16 protein-coding genes and 1 pseudogene are annotated in these 17,361 nt (G+C 53.9%); all 17 read left to right on the top strand.

The features are described 5' to 3' along the window. The first annotated feature begins 159 nt into the window (after positions 1-159). A complete protein-coding gene (locus RCH91_RS02155; RefSeq protein ID WP_306532887.1) occupies positions 160-1,176 on the top strand; it encodes a Gfo/Idh/MocA family protein in 1,017 nt (338 codons plus the stop codon). Between the two features lie 10 nt (positions 1,177-1,186). Beyond that, positions 1,187-1,666: an acyltransferase gene (locus RCH91_RS02160; RefSeq protein WP_306532888.1), complete on the top strand. Its 480-nt coding sequence runs from the start codon at positions 1,187-1,189 to the stop codon at positions 1,664-1,666. Then, positions 1,656-2,768 carry a DegT/DnrJ/EryC1/StrS aminotransferase family protein gene (locus RCH91_RS02165; protein ID WP_306532889.1) on the top strand — a complete coding sequence of 371 codons (1,113 nt, stop codon included), beginning with the start codon at positions 1,656-1,658 and terminating at the stop codon, positions 2,766-2,768. The genes RCH91_RS02160 and RCH91_RS02165 overlap by 11 nt, the downstream gene beginning before the upstream one ends. Next, a complete protein-coding gene (hisH, locus tag RCH91_RS02170; RefSeq protein ID WP_306532890.1) occupies positions 2,765-3,379 on the top strand; it encodes an imidazole glycerol phosphate synthase subunit HisH in 615 nt (204 codons plus the stop codon). Before RCH91_RS02165 ends, hisH begins: the two co-directional genes overlap by 4 nt. Before the next feature lies 1 nt (position 3,380). Beyond that, positions 3,381-4,139, top strand: coding sequence for an AglZ/HisF2 family acetamidino modification protein (locus RCH91_RS02175; RefSeq protein WP_306532891.1), 759 nt, complete (start codon positions 3,381-3,383; stop codon positions 4,137-4,139). A 13-nt stretch (positions 4,140-4,152) separates the two neighbouring features. Next, entirely contained in the window at positions 4,153-5,283 is a 1,131-nt protein-coding gene (locus tag RCH91_RS02180) for an N-acetyl sugar amidotransferase (RefSeq protein ID WP_306532892.1), read from the top strand. Positions 5,284-5,353: 70 nt separating this feature from the next. Next, positions 5,354-6,715: a glycosyltransferase gene (locus RCH91_RS02185; RefSeq protein ID WP_306532893.1), complete on the top strand. Its 1,362-nt coding sequence runs from the start codon at positions 5,354-5,356 to the stop codon at positions 6,713-6,715. After that, a complete protein-coding gene (locus tag RCH91_RS02190; RefSeq protein ID WP_306532894.1) occupies positions 6,712-8,190 on the top strand; it encodes a hypothetical protein in 1,479 nt (492 codons plus the stop codon). The genes RCH91_RS02185 and RCH91_RS02190 overlap by 4 nt, the downstream gene beginning before the upstream one ends. 6 nt (positions 8,191-8,196) lie before the next feature. Further along, a complete protein-coding gene (gene asnB / locus RCH91_RS02195; protein WP_306532895.1) occupies positions 8,197-10,074 on the top strand; it encodes an asparagine synthase (glutamine-hydrolyzing) in 1,878 nt (625 codons plus the stop codon). Between the two features lie 32 nt (positions 10,075-10,106). Next, entirely contained in the window at positions 10,107-11,246 is a 1,140-nt protein-coding gene (locus tag RCH91_RS02200; RefSeq protein WP_306532896.1) for a glycosyltransferase family 1 protein, read from the top strand. 8 nt (positions 11,247-11,254) lie between these two features. Beyond that, positions 11,255-12,283, top strand: a complete 1,029-nt coding sequence (locus RCH91_RS02205; protein ID WP_306532897.1) for a nucleoside-diphosphate sugar epimerase/dehydratase — start codon at positions 11,255-11,257, stop codon at positions 12,281-12,283. Positions 12,284-12,297: 14 nt separating this feature from the next. Continuing rightward, the gene (locus RCH91_RS02210) at positions 12,298-13,191 is read left to right on the top strand and encodes an SDR family oxidoreductase (RefSeq protein ID WP_306532898.1); all 894 of its coding nucleotides are present in this window, start codon (positions 12,298-12,300) and stop codon (positions 13,189-13,191) included. A 30-nt stretch (positions 13,192-13,221) separates the two neighbouring features. Then, positions 13,222-14,355 (top strand): non-hydrolyzing UDP-N-acetylglucosamine 2-epimerase, encoded by a 1,134-nt coding sequence (gene wecB / locus RCH91_RS02215; protein WP_306532899.1) that lies wholly within the window; start codon positions 13,222-13,224, stop codon positions 14,353-14,355. After that, the gene (locus RCH91_RS02220; RefSeq protein WP_306532900.1) at positions 14,356-15,555 is read left to right on the top strand and encodes a glycosyltransferase family 4 protein; all 1,200 of its coding nucleotides are present in this window, start codon (positions 14,356-14,358) and stop codon (positions 15,553-15,555) included. 8 nt (positions 15,556-15,563) lie between these two features. Then, the gene (locus tag RCH91_RS02225; RefSeq protein WP_306532901.1) at positions 15,564-16,550 is read left to right on the top strand and encodes an SDR family oxidoreductase; all 987 of its coding nucleotides are present in this window, start codon (positions 15,564-15,566) and stop codon (positions 16,548-16,550) included. Further along, positions 16,547-17,107, top strand: a complete 561-nt coding sequence (locus RCH91_RS02230) for a sugar transferase (RefSeq protein WP_306532902.1) — start codon at positions 16,547-16,549, stop codon at positions 17,105-17,107. The genes RCH91_RS02225 and RCH91_RS02230 overlap by 4 nt, the downstream gene beginning before the upstream one ends. A gap of 39 nt (positions 17,108-17,146) precedes the next feature. Beyond that, positions 17,147-17,361: pseudogene (locus tag RCH91_RS02235) on the top strand (polysaccharide biosynthesis protein); the annotation flags it as partial.

Raw genomic sequence — 17,361 nt, forward strand, 5'->3', positions numbered from 1 at the left:
ACCAGCCCTGCGCAGCCTTATGATCTGGTTCCGCAAGGCCTCCTGCGCTTCTTGATTCAGTGTTCGTGCATCGATCTTTTCCATGCCCGAACGATATCACAAACCGGCTTTTTATGCACTATTTAATTGCCGTGGTAATAATAATGGAGGGCTAAGAGATTGTCAGTAAAATTTGCTATAATAGGTTGTGGAGCAATAGGTTCGCGTCACGCTGCTGTGATTGATGCGGAGGCTCGTGGTAGTATCACCTCTTTATGTGATTGCAACGTTATGAAGGCTGAGCAACTTGATGAGAAATACTCCCTTGGAGTTAAATGTTTTGCAGATTATGACGCACTCCTTGCCTCAACAAATGCCAATGTTATCAATATTTGTACTCCCCATGGTCTCCATGCGGAAATGGCTATAAAGGCTGCAAAGGCCGGCAAGCACATTCTTGTAGAAAAACCGATGGCACTTACTGTCGCTGACGCAGAAGCTATGATGACGGCTGCCTCCGATAACGGAGTGTACCTGATGGTAGTCAAGCAAAACCGGTTCAATGTTCCGATCGCATTAACAAAGAAGGCAATTGACAGTGGCAAGCTCGGTAGAGTCTTCATGGTACAGTGTCATGTTTTATGGAACCGGCATGACGGGTATTACGCCGATTCGAACTGGAGGGGCAGTAAGGAACTGGAGGGGGGGGCTCTTTATACTCAAGCGAGTCACTTTATTGATCTCCTTAACTGGTGGTTTGGAGATGTTGTTGATGTTAAAGCAGAAATCGCTACAAAGAATCATGCGATTGATATTGAGGATTGCGGTAATGCCCTACTTACTTTCGATTCCGGGGTTATGGGGGCACTTACATGGACAACCTGCGTCTATAATAAAAACTACGAAGGCAGCATAACCATTATTGCTGAGAACGGAACTATCAAGATCGGTGGCCCTTATCTCAATAAGATCGAATACTGGGACGTCAAGGCAATGCCGCTGCAGGACGATATCTGCTTTGTGGACAAGCCCAATGCGTACGGGAAATACCAGGGCACCAGTTCCAATCATGACAAAGTGGTGACCAACGTGGTGGCGAAGCTTCTGAATGAGCGTCACCATGTGGTGGAGGGTGATGAGGGCATCATGTCCATAAAGGCAATCGAGATGATCTATAACAATGCACGGGTGATATGAGAGGGAGACGATGCACGAGCCGGTGATAAAGGAATCAGCGATCAGGGATGTGAATTTCGGCGAGAGCGTCGTCGTGGTGACGCCAGTAAACATGTACGAGTGCAGCATTGGCGACAGTTCTTTTGTGGGGCCTTTCGTCGAGATTCAGAAAGGGGTCCACATCGGCAATCGTTGCAAGATCCAGTCGCACGCCTTCATCTGCGAACTGGTGACGATCGGAGATGATTGTTTTATCTCCCATGGCGCCATGTTCATCAACGATACTTTTGCTGGTGGCGGCCCGGCCCGGGGACGGAAAGAATTATGGAAATCCACGGTTATCGGCAACAGGGTATCCATCGGGACCAACGTTACGGTTCTGCCGGTAACCATCTGTGACGATGTTGTGATCGGGGCAGGGTCGGTCGTGACCAGGGACATTACGAGCCCCGGAGTGTACGCGGGAAACCCCGCCCGCAAGATGCGAGGAGTCGATGCCGATGCCCGTTAAATTCTTGGATCTGTATTCACAATATCTGACGGTAAAGGACGAGATGGATGCAGCAATCGCGTCCGTTATCAAGGAGTCGGCCTTCATAGGGGGGAAGCATGTGGCGGAATTCGAAGCCGATTTCGCTGCTTTTCATCGTGTGGCACATTGCGTGGGGGTAGGGAATGGCACGGACGCCCTTGAGATAGGCATCGAGGCATGCGATCTCCCCGGGGGCTCCGAAATAATCGTGCCGGGAAACAGCTTCATCGCCACCGCGGAAGCGGTGACCCGCTCCGGTCACCGGGTGGTCTTCGCCGATGTGGATCCGGGAAGCTACACACTGACCGCTGATGCCGTCACGGCAAAGCTGAGCAGGAACACCGCTGCCATCATTGCCGTCCATCTCTACGGGCACCCCTGCGACATGGATCCACTGATGAATATCTGTCGTGCCAACGGGCTGAAGCTCATTGAAGATTGTGCCCAGGCCCATGGGGCGGAGTACAAGGGACGCAGGATCGGCGGCATCGGCGATATCGCCGCCTTCAGCTTCTACCCGGGAAAGAATCTTGGCGCCTATGGCGATGCCGGGGCCATCACCACACAGGATGAGGAGTTGGCGCTGCGGGCGCGGAAGATCGCCAATCACGGCCGCATCGCCAAGTACGACCATGAGTTCGAGGGGCGTAACTCGCGGATGGACGGCCTGCAGGCCGCCATACTCAACGTCAAGCTGTCCCGTCTGGAGGAGTGGACGGCCCGCAGAATTCAGGTGGCAGATTACTACCTCCAACATCTGGCGGGGATTTCGGGACTCATCCTCCCGGAACGGAAGGCATGGGCTCGCCAAGTATATCATCTTTTCGTGATACGTACCCAGCGTCGAGACGCCCTGAAGGCTTTTCTGGCCGAACAGGGGATCGAGACCGGCATCCATTATCCCATAGCGCTTCCCAAACTGGCGGCATATGCCTATCTGGGAGCACCCGACGCCGGAGCCTTTTACAATCAAACTGATTCCATGCTGCTAAGCCTGCCGATTGGCGAGCATATAGCTGATGAGCAGGCCGGACGCGTTGTGGCGGCGATCCGGGAATTTTTTGGGCAAGAGACGCCATGATCGCCATTGTCGACTATGGAATGGGGAACCTCGGTTCCATCCGCAACATGCTGAAGAAGATCGGAGCGGACTCCATCGTGACGGCTGATCACGACCTGGTAAGGGCCGCGGACAAAATTATCCTGCCGGGAGTTGGCTCCTTCGATGCGGGTATGGATAATCTGCACCGCACGGGTCTGCAGCCGGTGCTTCGTGAGCGGGTGATCGACAGCGGGGTGCCGATACTTGGGATCTGTCTGGGTATGCAGCTTATGACAAAAAGAAGCGATGAGGGCAGTCTTCCCGGTCTGGGTTGGGTCGATGCCGAAACCGTCAGGTTTTCCCCCCCGGTGGAAACGGGCCTGAAAGTTCCGCACATGGGATGGAACGTGGTACGGGGCGTCAAGGAGTCTCCGCTGCTGACGGGGGCGGAGAAGGAAGAACGGTTCTATTTCGTGCATTCCTACTATGTGCGCTGCAACAACGATCAGGATGTCCTTTTGGTGGCTGAATACGGGCATCCTTTTACCGCCGCCTTTGCCTGCCGAAACATAATAGGGGTTCAGTTTCATCCGGAGAAGAGCCACAAGTTCGGCATGCGGTTATTGCGTAATTTCGCGGAGGCTGTGTAACGTGTTGCGAACGAGGATAATTCCCACTCTTCTGCTTAGAGGTCAGGGCCTGGTGAAGACTATGAAGTTCAAGGATCCCAAGTACGTCGGAGATCCTATAAACGCCATCAAGATCTTCAACGAGAAGGAAGTGGACGAGCTGGTTCTCCTGGACATCACCGCCACCAGCGAGAGACGTGGACCGAATTTCAAGATCATTGAGGAAGTAGCCAGTGAATGTTTCATGCCCCTGGGATATGGGGGAGGAATCAATTCCCTGGAAGAGGCAAAGAGGACTCTCGCCCTTGGTGTGGAAAAAATCATCGTCAATACCGCTGCGGTGGAAAATCCTTCCCTGGTAGCCCGACTTGCCGATAGCGTCGGCAGCCAGAGTGTGGTAGTTTCCGTCGACGTAAAAAAAAGTCTTTTCGGCAAGTACGAGGTCTTCACCAGAAGCGGTACCAGCAACACCAAGCTTGATCCGGCCATCTATGCGCAGGAACTTGAGAAAATGGGGGCCGGGGAACTGCTGCTGAACTCAATCGACAGAGACGGCCAGATGACCGGTTATGACGTTTCGCTGATAAAAAGGGTGACTGGCGCCGTGGGAATCCCCGTGATCGCCTGCGGTGGGGCCGGCACTCTGGACCACTTTGGCCCGGCGGTGAAAGAGGGCGGAGCAAGCGCTCTTGCGGCCGGCAGCATGTTCGTGTTCCAGGGCAAGCATCGGGCCGTACTCATAAGCTATCCCGACAGGGCGCGCCTTGAGAGCTGTTTTTAATGAAGGAAACCCTATGACGACTGAATATCGCAGATGTACCAGATGCGTTATGGACACCTCCGATACTGGGATCTCCTTTGATGAGCCCGGTGTCTGCAACCACTGTAAAAACTACGAGGTATTAGCCCGAAAAAACCTTCTTCCACCCGATGTGGCACAGCAGAAGCTGACTGAATTGATTGATAGGATCAAGGATCATGGCAAGGGCAAAGAGTACGACTGCATCATAGGCTTGAGCGGCGGTGTGGACAGCTCCTATCTGGCGTACCAGGCAAAGAAATTCGACCTGCGACCCTTGGCCGTTCACTTCGACAACGGATGGAATTCCGAAGTTTCGGTGAAGAACATTGAAAACATCGTCAACAAGCTGGGTTTCGATCTCCAAACCTACGTCATCGATTGGGAGGAATTCAAGGACCTGCAGCGCTCCTTCTTCATGGCTTCGGTCGTGGATATCGAACTGCTAACCGACAACGCCATCTTTACCTCACTATACAAGGTTGCCCGCCAGCACGGCATCAAATACTCCCTGGAAGGGCACAATATCGTTACCGAGTCGGTCATGGGCAAGGACTGGAACTACTGGAAATTCGATCTCAAGAATATCCGGGCCATCCAGAAGCGGTACGGCAAGTTGAAAATCCGGAGTTTCCCGACCATGGGGCCGTGGAAGCGGCTGTTCTTCCAGGTCACCAACATCATCCAGCCCGTATATATCCTGAATTATCTTCAGTACGACAAGCAGCAGGCGATGGAAACGCTGGAACGGGAGCTGGGGTGGAAATATTATGGCGGCAAGCACTACGAATCCGTCTTCACCAAATTCTACCAAGCGTATGTTCTGCCGACTAAATTCGGCATAGACAAGAGGAAGGCCCATCTCTCCAACCTGATCTGCTCTGGGCAGATGTCCCGTGAGGAGGCGCTGACCGAACTGGAGAATGAGATCTATCCGCCGGGAGAACTGGCGCAGGACAAGGAATATGTGGTGAAGAAGCTGGGTTTCACCATGGAAGAATTCGACCGGATAATGCAGGAGCCGCCCAAGTCGCATCTGGATTATCCGACTGATTGGCACCGGTACCAGAAACTGCTGAGCATCATCAGGTTTTTTAGGAAGGGTTTCGAGACAGCCAAGGCGTAAGGGAGAGGTGGAAGCGAGAAGGCCCTGCCGCCCTTCCGTCTTCTCTTATCAGTATCAGGATGTGCACACGATGGTTGAAAAGAAAAAATCCCTCTTGGTAGTCAGTTACTACTATCCGCCCATAAAAGCGATCGGTTGTCTGCGAACCTATTTTTTCGTCAAAAATCTATCCAGCTTCGGGTGGACGCCATACATCTATACCACCTCCAACCGCGACTTCCTCGGCAGCGATAATTACTACGGCAAGCTTGCCACGGCAAACGTCATCCCGGTTCCGACTTTCGATCTGGTCAGGGTGAAGCACCTAGTCAAAAATTGGTTGGGGAGAGGGCGGAGAATATCTCCTGCAACCCGTGCCCCAGGGGGAGCCGGACCGGAATATGCTGCTCCTGCATCCCTTTTTCTGAAGTTCTACCACAAGCTTCTGCGCTCGCTACCGTTCAGCCTCATTCATGAGGGGGGCTTCCTCTACAGCTTCTGGATCTTTATCACAGGCTCCGGGTACATCAAGAGAGAGGGCATCGAATGTATCTATTCCACGTACAGCCCCTTTGCCAATCATCTGGCGGCCTGGCTCCTCAAGATCAGGCATCCGCAGGTGAGATGGATCGCCGATTTTCGGGATCTGCTTCCTGGGGAGACCGAGGACGATATTTTCTTGCCGCGCCTGCAGACATGGTTCAACCGGCTGGTCCTCGGCAGGGCAGACTTCGTGGTAACGGTGTCGCAAGGACTAAAGGATTCGTTTCAGAAGTACAATGAGAAGGTGGTAGTGATCAAAAACGGTATTCCGATCGAAAATACCGATGACCTCTTTTCCGACCTTCCGACAACGGAGCTGCCGGGAGATGGAAAGTTCCGCATCGCCTATACCGGTATTCTGTATGACGGCAAAAGGGATCCCTCTCTCCTGTTCGAAGCTTTGGCGTCCCTTGCCGGTGAAGGAGCCATCGGCGGCGATTTCGCAATTGCCTATGCAGGAAAGGACGGCGACCACTGGAATCGGTGCGCCGAAAAGTTCGGCCTGATGGGAAATGTCGAAAACTTCGGCGAAATCGGCAGGGATGAGGCCATGGCACTGCAGAAAAAAGCATCGCTGAACCTGATGCTGACCTGGGCCAACAGCAAGGAAAAGGGATGGCTGACCGCCAAGTTCTTCGAGTATCTTGCCGCAGAAAAACCGATCCTATGCATTATCGACGGGGAGAGGGACGAGGAGTTGGAGAAGCTGTACGCCGATCTTAACGCCGGCATCATCGCTTACAATGACCGCAATGAGTTGCGGGAGCTCTCGGAGTTCATCCTGGAGCGCTACCGGGCCTGGGAAAATGGGGCCGCCGAATGGCGATACGATAAACAGTACCTCAAATGCCTTACCTATGAACACCTGACGAAGCGGTTGGAGCAGGTGATGACGGAGCCCCTTCCGTGATATCACCCACTCCGGGTATAATGGCAATAAAGCTTCCCACCCTTTATCTGCTCATATTCAATCTCTTCAACGCCTTTCTGGGGCTTCTCTGCCTGTACGATCCCGGCTTCTTCGCCGATGCCTACCTGCCGCTGTTCCTCTTTTCGGGCCTGGTGCTGTGCTGGAATATGTTCGACAAGTTCCGTAACATTCTGTTTCTGTCGCGGACCTTTTTCCTTGCTGTCATCGGTTATTTCCCCATGGCCGTCAAGGTTTTCGCCGGACCCAACGCCCTTTTTTCGGCTTGGGAACCGCGCAGCCAGGATTTCTCCGTCGTCATCATCATGTATGCTCTGACGAGCATGGCCCTGCTGGCCAACGAGGTTGGCCTCCGGTGCGGGAGGTTGTTCCTTCACTACGATCAGGCCACCGCCTCTGCAGAGTTGGAAAAGAAAGGTTACGACGTCTTGTTCTGGGTTTCACTGCTGCTCGTTGCCATGATAGGCTTTCAGTTCGCGAGCCAGGGACAGCTCATAACCAGCGAAGCGTATTCTCTCGACTACGAGAAAACCTTCCTGGGACTAGGGAACTACAATGCCATCGGTGCAATCATGATGATGACAGCCCTCTTGAGCATCAAGAGGGACAAGAGCAAGGTGAAGCTGGTGCTGCTGACGGTCGTGGCGGGGTATTATCTCATCTGGGGGATTCTCCTGCGCGGCGCGCGGCAGGACGTCATTACGCCGATCTTGGGCTGTTACATCGTCTATTTCATCGCTGACCGGAAGTTGCCGGTGATCTCCAAAAAGACCTTTGCAGTCTGCGTCTTCGTTTTCTGGTTCGGGCTGACCTTTGGCAGGCTGCGAATGAGTGCCATGAGCAACTTGAGTTTCAAGGACGTGTTCGTCCTTTTCACCTATATGAAGGATCGGGCACTGGAGTCGGATATGTACGACCTGGACTTCATCAGCGCCATATCGACCACCTTCTCCAACACCATCTACATGATCCAAAACAATTTCATCGGTTTCTCCTACGGGGAGAGCTATCTCGATTTCATTCTGAGGACACCACCGAAATTCCTCTATCCGGACCGCCCGGAGGACCTGGCGCTGCTCTTTGAAAATCACGGACTCATTACCGGCGGGGGGGTTTTCGAACTTGCGGAAGGCTACTTGAACTTCGGCATCCTCGGCGCATTGATCGTGCCATTTGTAATCTCATTTGTGATTTCCAGATTCTTCTGGCAGGCCTTGTTCCGGCAGAGTCTGTGGCGGTACTTCCTTCTCTTTGCCTTTCTCAGCGTCTGGCTGCGCGGTGCGCTGTACCAGACCTTTGCCTATTACAAAAGCATCATTACCGCCATGATCATGTACGTTGGCCTGAAGATACTGCTGCTTGTGATGGAAGAACTGAAAACATGTGCGCGGCCCCGGGCGCGGACTTTGGAGAAGAGTTCCGGGCCGTCGGTGATGCGGATTTCTGAAAATGGGTGAAATTATTTGTGCGGAATAGCCGGCATAATACGTTTTGATGACGGAAAAACCGATGCGGCAGTGGTAGGTGCCGCTGCCGAAATGCTCTCGAAACGGGGGCCGGATGACTCCGGGGTCTGGACCGAAGGGGGCGTGGGACTGGGCCACCGGCGGCTTGCGATTCTGGATGTGACGCAGGCGGGCCATCAGCCGATGGTGTCACCGGATGGGCGCCATGTCATCGTTTTTAACGGGGAGATCTACAATTTTCTTGCGCTCCGTCGGGAACTGGCCGGAACGGTTGATACCTGGAGCAGTTCCAGCGATACCGAGGTTGTCCTCGCGGCCTATGCAAAATGGGGGCATGACTGCGTCTCCCGCTTTCATGGCATGTTCGCCTTTGCCATCTGGGACAGATGGGAGAAGGTTCTTTTTGCGGCTCGCGACCGTATGGGGGTGAAGCCCTTCTACTATCACGGGTCTGCCGCATACTTCTCCTTCGCTTCACGGCCCCGGGCGCTTTTCGGGCTTGCCAACCTCAGGAGGGATATCGATGAAGAAGCTCTGCGCCTTTACCTGGAGTCGGGATATGTACCAGCTCCTTATGCCATTCAGAAAGCGGTCCGCAAGCTGCCTCCAGCCCATTACCTGCTGGTGGACCAAAAAGGGGTGCGCCTGGAGCGGTACTGGGATTTCCGCTCCATCAAACCGGAGACATCCTGGAATGACAGGCCAGAAGAGGAACTGCTGGATGAGCTAGACCAGCTGGTATGCCGGTCGGTGCAATCCCGCCTGATCAGTGACGTACCGTTGGGAGCCTTTCTTTCCGGTGGAATAGACAGTTCATTGGTGGCGGGAATAATGACGCGAGTGCTTTCGCATCGGGTCAAAACCTTCACCATCGGTTTTTACGAAAAGGATTACGACGAAAGCCGTCACGCTCAAAATGTCGCCGAGTATCTGGGCACCGATCACCATTGCGAGACACTGCGAGTGGACGACTTGGTTGGACTCCTGCCCGATTTTCAAAAAGAGTATGATGAGCCTTTTTTCGACAGTTCGGCATTCCCTGTCATGGCCGTGTCCCGGTTGGCCCGCAAGCATGTCACCGTAAGCCTCTCTGGAGACGGCGGCGACGAATTGTTCGGCGGATACCACTACTACCAGATAGCGGAAAAGTTACGCCATTTTTTCCGGCTTCCCGGGTTTGTCCGTGCCGGCGTCGCCTCGCTGGTGGGAACCTTGCCGCAACATCGTTTCAGGCTTTTGTCCCGGGCCCTTCGGGAGCCTGATGCTTCGTCCGCTTTTGCCTTTTCCAGAAGCATAGCCAAGGACTTTGGCCACGTACTGCACCGGGACGTGGTTGACCGAACGAAAAGTATGCGGCAGATGTTTTCCGAGGCATCGGCAGCTTTTCCCGCAGACTTGCACCCGGGTGAGCAGGGGATGCGGCTGGATGCGCTCTACACGCTTCCCGATGATTATCTTCAGAAGGTGGACGTGGCAAGCATGTTGTTCTCGCTAGAGTCCAGGGATCCACTGCTGGATCAGGACCTGGTCGAGTGGGCAATGAAGCTGCCCCTTGAATGGAAGCTGAGAGGGGGCACAAGCAAGTACCTGCTGCGAAAACTGGCGTACCGCTACGTGCCGCGGCAGATCCTTGACAGACCGAAGCAGGGATTCGGCGTACCCATCGACTTGTGGCTGCGGGGACCTCTCAGGTCGTGGGCGGAAGAGCGGCTTCACGATAAGGGGCTCTTCTCGAAGCTGCCTCTGGATCAGGACGTTGTTCTGGCCCTCTGGGAAATGCACAGCCTGGGCAGGCGTAACGTTCACCCGTTATTGTGGGCCATACTCATGTTTCTGAACTTTTTCGACGCCTACGGGTCCGACGCGGCGGCATAGGGATTCCAAAAAATAACTGTAGGTTCTCTTGAATGAATATCGTGATCAACGGCTTTTCCGCCCGACGTGGTGGAGGGCAGACATACCTGATAAATCTCCTTCGGCATCTGGACGATGAACTCGGCATGTCGATTTTCGTTCTTGCCCCGGATTCGCTGAAGCTGCCCGAGCATCCGGCGGTGATTCGGACCAGTGTGGAGTGGCCCACCACCAACCCGCTCATGCGGGCGCTGTGGGAAAAGTACATCCTTCCCAGGACACTGGAGAAATTGCGGGCAGACGTACTTTTTTGCCCAGGTGGGCTGATAAACACCCGTCCTCCCGGGTGCTGCCGAACCGTCACCATGTTCCGGAACATGATTCCATTTGACATGGCGGTCCGCAAGCAATATAAGCCGGGCTTGACGCGGGTAAGAAACTGGCTACTGGAGCGGGCGATGCTATCCAGCATGATGAATGCCGACATGGTGATCTTCATTTCCGAGTTCGCCAGGACCGTCATCGAAGAGCGGGTGACCAGGCCGATAGCACGGGCAATTACGATTCCCCATGGCATTAATGATGATTTTCGTGTATGGCACAACGTGCCGGCGAGGCCTTCCTGGCTGCCGCGGGGAGACTACCTGCTCTACGTATCGATTTTTGATGTATATAAGAATCAGCTGGAGGTCGTGCGCGGCTACCAACGGTTGAAATCCCGCCGGGAAACCCCGGAGAAACTGATATTGGCGGGGCACACCGGGCCATATGCCGAGAAGGTTCTCCGGGAAATAGACCTCCTCAGGTTGCGGGACGAGGTGATTGTGGTGGGGAACGTTCCATACCAAGAGTTGCCCGGGGTATATGCCCATGCAAAAGTCACCATCTTTGCCTCCACATGCGAGAACTGTCCCAATATCCTGCTGGAGGCCCTGGGAGCAGGGCGGCCGTTATTGGTATCCAATGCGCAGCCTATGCCGGAGTTCGGCGGGGATGCCGCTGTCTACTTCGACCCCGGTTCTCCTGATGATTTTGCGGCACAACTGATGACCATCCTGGATAATCCGGAAGAACTGGACCGTCTCGGCAAACTGGCGGCACAACGTGCTGAACTGTACAACTGGCAAACAACAGCGTCCCTGACGTGGCAGGCGCTTAGGGACCTGGCCCGGAATAATAACAATACGAAGTGAGGCCCATCGTGTTCGACAACAAGACCCTTTTGATCACCGGCGGGACCGGTTCCTTTGGCAACGCCGTCTTGCGTCGATTCCTCCATACCGGCATCAAGGAAATCCGCGTTTTTAGTCGTGACGAGAAGAAGCAGGAGGACATGCGGATCGACCTGAACAACAGCAAGGTCAAGTTCTACATAGGGGACGTTAGGAACTACGACAGCGTCCTGAGCGCCCTCCAAGGGGTCGACTTCGTCTTCCATGCGGCGGCACTGAAGCAGGTCCCTTCGTGCGAGTTCTACCCGATGGAGGCGGTCCGCACCAACATCCTAGGAACAGAGAACGTGCTGAACGCGGCCCTTGCCTGCGGCGTGAAGAAGGTGATCACACTCAGCACCGACAAGGCGGTCTACCCCATCAACGCAATGGGGATCTCGAAGGCGATGATGGAAAAAGTGATGGTTGCCAAAGCCCGTATGACGCAGAGCGACAGCACGGTCTTCTCCGGCACCCGCTATGGCAATGTCATGGCGTCGCGCGGTTCGGTCATCCCGCTGTTCGTCAAGCAGATCAAGGAGGGGAAACCCCTGACGGTCACAGACCCCAATATGACCCGTTTTCTCATGTCCCTGGACGATGCTGTGGATCTCGTTCTGTATGCCTTCAACAATGCCTGCCAGGGAGATATTTTCGTACAAAAAGGGCCCGCCTCGACCATTCTCGATCTTGCACTTGCGATCAGGGAGTTGTTCAATGCGGATAACGAGGTTCGGATCATCGGCACACGTCATGGTGAGAAACTGTACGAGACTCTTCTTACACGCGAGGAACTGGCCAAAGCGGAGGATCTCGGTGGGTACTACCGCATAATTCCCGATGATCGTGATCTTAACTACGGGAAGTATTTCACAGAAGGGCAGGAGCAGATTTCATTGTTGGAGGATTACAATTCACACAACACACAGCGGCTCACCGTCTCGGAAGTCAAGGAGAAACTGCTGGCCCTCCAGTTCATTCAGCATGAATTGAACGGGATCGGTGGGGCGGCATATTGAACTCAGGGGGAACCATGAAAAAGAGGATTTTGATTCTCGGCGCCACAGGTATGCTGGGACATGTGCTGTTACGTTACTTCTATAGCAAGAACCAGTATGAAGTTTATGGAACCGCACGGGATCCTGCGGGTCTGTCACGAATTTTTCCTCCGGAGTTCATTCGGCGATTCAAGAAGGATCCGGTCGACGCGGATAACTTCGATTCGGTCATCCGTGCGCTTGCTTCCATTCAACCTGATATAGTGATCAATTGCATCGGGCTCATCAAGCAGTTGCCGATCTCCAGCGATCCCCTTTCTGCGATTACCGTGAATGCACAGTTGCCCCACCGCATTTCCCTGGTCAGCAGAACAGCCGGCGCCCGTATGATCCACATCAGCACCGATTGCGTGTTTGACGGAAAAAAGGGGAATTACAGCGAAAACGACCATGCCAATGCCGACGACCTTTACGGACGCACCAAATATCTGGGGGAAGTGACATATCCCCATTGCGTTACCTTACGTACTTCCATTATCGGTCATGAGCTGAAGGGGGGATACGGTCTGATTGACTGGTTTCTTTCCCAGGAAGGCCATACGCGGGGCTATACAAAGGCGCTCTATTCAGGTTTTCCAACCATCGAGCTCGCTAGGATCATATCCGACTACGTTCTTCCGAATGAAAGTCTTTCAGGAACGTATCACGTTTCCTCTGACATAATCTCAAAATATGAATTGCTCAAAAAAGTTGCACAGAAATACGGGAAGAAGATCGACATCGAGCCATTCAGCGATTTTGTTCTTGATCGTTCCCTGGATTCGTCCCTGTTCATGGAAAAAACCGGCTATGTTCCACCAAGCTGGTCCGATCTCATCGACGAAATGCACAACGATTACCTGGCCCACCGGTCGTGGTACAGGTTGTAATACCAATCCCAAAACCAAGGTGGAGGCGCCATGCCTTTGAAAGTCATGACCATTGTCGGTACCCGACCCGAGATCATCAAATTGAGCCGGATCATCCAAGAGCTCGATCGTCATGTTACTCATGTGCTGGTACATACCGGTCAGAACTACGATTTCGAGCTGAATGGAATATTCTTCAGCGAGCTCGGCATCAGGCGGCCCGATTATTTTCTGGAGGTGGCTGGCTGCAAGGTGGCTCATACCATCGGAAATGTAGTCGCACGAGCCGATGACATATTCGAAAAGGAGCAGCCGGATGCTCTTCTCCTCCTCGGAGATACCAATAGCTGCCTTGCAGCCATTGCCGCCAAGAGACGCAAGATACCCATCTTTCACATGGAAGCTGGCAACCGGTGTTTCGACCTGCGGGTCCCGGAAGAGATCAACCGCAAGATTGTCGATCACATCAGCGATATCAACATGACATATACGGAGCACGCTCGCCGCTATCTGCTGGCCGAGGGCCTGAGGCCGGAAACGGTAATCAAGACAGGTTCACCCATGAAGGAGGTGCTCAGGAATCATCGGGAGCAGATAGATGCCTCCGACGTGTTGACGCGGTTGCAGCTCCAGGAAAAGGGATACTTTCTGGTAAGTGCCCATCGAGAGGAAAATGTGGACAGCGAAGAAAATTTTGTTAATTTGCTCGAATCGCTTTCCGCAATCGCCTTGCGCTACGGGAAGCCGGTGATTGTATCCACCCATCCACGCACAAGAAAGAGACTCGAAGAAAAAGAAACCGCCGATATGGACAGCAGGGTCAGGTTCCTGAAGCCTCTCGGCTTTCCCGACTACGTCAAGCTCCAGATGAATGCCTTCTGTGTGGTTTCCGACAGCGGCACCATAACCGAAGAGTCATCGATTCTCTCATTTCCTGCCGTGACCATCCGTCAGGCGCATGAACGCCCCGAAGGGATGGATGAGGGGACGCTTATCATGTGCGGGCTGGAGGAGGAAGCGGTACTCACGGCAATCGAGGTGGTTACCTCACAACATGCAGCGGCACCGGATCGTTTCAAAATCGTCGGTGATTATGATGTTGACAATGTTTCTCACAAGGTGTTGCGCATCATTCTCAGCTATACCGATTATGTAAACCGGAATGTCTGGAAGAAATCCCTGTAGATGCGCATACTAATCGTTACCCAATATTTCTGGCCAGAGAGTTTTCGGATAAATGACCTTGCGCTTGGGTTGTTGGGGCGAGGGCATCAGGTAACGGTGTTGACCGGCATACCCAATTATCCGGGCGGAGAGTTGTTCGACGGGTACGGTTTCTTCAATAAACGCGAGGACTATTGTGGTGTTCGTATACTGAGGGTCCCCCTGATTCCCAGAGGCACGGGAGGCAGCTTCCGGCTGATTCTCAACTATCTGTCATTTGCCGTGATGGCTACTGTTTTGGGCCCCTTGCTCTGCAGGGAGGCATATGACCGCATATTTGTCTTTGAACCGTCTCCAATTACCGTGGGAATCCCCGCTGTATTCCTCAAAAAACTGAAAAAGGCTCCGATGCTGTTCTGGGTCCAGGATTTGTGGCCAGAAAGCCTGATTGCTACCGGGGCTGTCAGATCAAAAGCGATCGTGTCCATGGTAGGACACATCGTAGAATTCATCTACCGGCATTGCGACCTGATTCTCGTCCAGGCCAAGGCCTTTTGCGGCCCTGTCGCGCAGCAGGGTGGGTCTGAAGAGAAGATCCGGTATTTTCCCAATGCAGCTGAAAACCTGTATGATTTCCCGGTTTTCTCGTCAGAATTACCGCCGTTGCCTGAAGGTTTCAGAATATTGTTCGCTGGCAACATCGGCGCAGCGCAGGACTTCGAGACAATTATTGCCGCAGCAGAGAACGTAAAAGATCATTCCGACATCAAGTGGATCATCATTGGCGATGGGAGAATGCGGGCCTGGTCAGAAGCGGAAGTGCAGCGGCGCAACCTCAGAAACGTATATTTTCTGGGCAAATATCCGCCAGAAGCCATGCCGGCGTTTTTCGCTCATGCGGACGCATTGCTGGTTACGTTGAAGAAGGAACCTGTTTTCGCCTTGACGGTTCCCTCCAAAATTCAGTCCTATCTTGCCTGTGGTAAGCCGATCATTGCCGCCCTTGAGGGAGAAGCTTCACGCATAATCACCGAATCCGGTTCGGGATTCTGCTGTCCGGCGGGCGATGCGGATGCGCTTGCTGAGGCAGTACTCAAGATGTACGCGACACCCGAGGCTGAGCGGAAGAAGATTGGTGACAATGGCAGAGCCTATCATAAGAAGAACTTCGACAGGGATTTGTTGCTCGACAAGCTTGAACAATGGCTGAAAGAGATCTGAGACAGAAGATGATGGATTCCCCGACCGAGCAGAGAATTCTCGTTACTGGTGCCACCGGCTTCATCGGCCGAACGCTCTGTCCACTGCTTCTCGGCAGAGGGTGTCGGGTGCGGGGCACCGTGCGCGCTTCGGAGCCCGCTTCCGCCCTCTATCCCGGTGTGGAGCCGGTGGTGATCGAACCGCTCGGGCCGGAGACCTCCTGGAGTGAAGCCCTCACCAATATTGATACGATTATCCATCTTGCAGCTCGCGTTCATGTCATGGACGACAGAGCCTCCGATCCTTTGGCTGAATTTCGCAGGGTGAACACCGAGGGAACCGGCCGGTTGGCTCGTGAAGCTGCCGCCTCAGGTGTCAGGCGACTGGTGTTCGTCAGCTCGATCAAGGTCAATGGTGAAGAGTCAGCAACTCCCTATACGGAGAATTCTCCGGCGAACCCAACCGACCCGTATGGCATCAGCAAGTTGGAGGCAGAGGCGCTCCTTCGGCGGATAGAGGCCGAGACCGGTCTGGAGGTGGTCGTGCTCAGGCCGACCTTGGTCTACGGGCCGGGGGTCAAGGCGAATTTTCTCAACCTGATGAAGGTGATTCAGCGTGGCATACCGCTCCCCTTGGCATCCATCGCCAACAAGCGCAGCCTGGTGTACGTCGGAAATCTGGCGGATGCCCTGGCTGCCTGTGCGGTTCATCGGCATGCTGGGGGCAAAACCTATCTCGTCAGCGATGGCGAGGATGTCTCGACGCCAGAGCTGATCAGGAAGATAGCGGCTTCTCTCGGCGTGCCGGCACGGCTTTTCCCCATGCCGGTTTCACTTATACGCCTGGCTGGCGCGGTGACTGGGAAACGTGCCGCTGTCGATCGTCTTGCCGAGTCGCTCGTCGTTGATGGTTCCGGAATGGCCAGTGACTTGGGCTGGGTGGCCCCCTTCACCATGAATGAAGGATTGCGGGCTACGGCGGAATGGTTCCTCGGAACGAGGAGAATTAACCCATGAAGCGCCTGTTCGACTTTTCCTTGGCTCTCCTAGTGCTCATCCTGACAGTGCCGCTCTTGGCACTCGTGGCCCTTGCGGTTCGGCTGACCTCGCCCGGGCCGGTCCTTTACTGGTCCGACCGCGTCGGCAAAAACAACAAGGTGTTTAATATGCCAAAATTCCGTACAATGTGCACCAATACCCCAGCAGTGGCTACCCATCTTCTTAATGACCCTGACTGCTATCTGACCCCCATCGGTAAATTCCTCCGCAAAACGAGCCTTGACGAATTACCACAACTGTATAGCATTCTGAAGGGAGACATGAGTTTCGTGGGGCCACGGCCGGCATTGTTCAATCAGGACGACCTCGTTGCTTTGCGGACTGAGAAAGGGATTCACCACCTTACCCCTGGTCTTACCGGATGGGCGCAGATTAATGGGCGCGATGAATTGCCCATACCCGTGAAGGTTGAGTATGATGCCTATTATTTGAAAAAACACTCAATTCTCTTCGATTTGAAAATACTTATCTTGACTGGAATCAAGGTGTTACGCAGGGATGGCGTTTCCCATTAAGTGTTTAGATTGCATCCAGTGAAGGGGCAACCGGCAATCATGATCAAACCATTCACCTTTATGCTCACCCAACGCCGTCTGATGGTATTCGCCCTCGATATATCTTTCATCGCGGCCGCGTTCCTGCTTGCCTTCCTCCTCCGCTTTGACTTCACCTTTCCTGCCTCATACCATGAACTCATCAAGGACGGCCTGCTGGTCGTCCTGCTTGTGAAACCGCTGGTATTCCTCTTTTCAGGCATGTACCGCAGTAT

The organism is Geobacter sp. (assembly GCF_030834625.1).
Classification (GTDB): Bacteria; Desulfobacterota; Desulfuromonadia; order Geobacterales; family Geobacteraceae; genus Geobacter.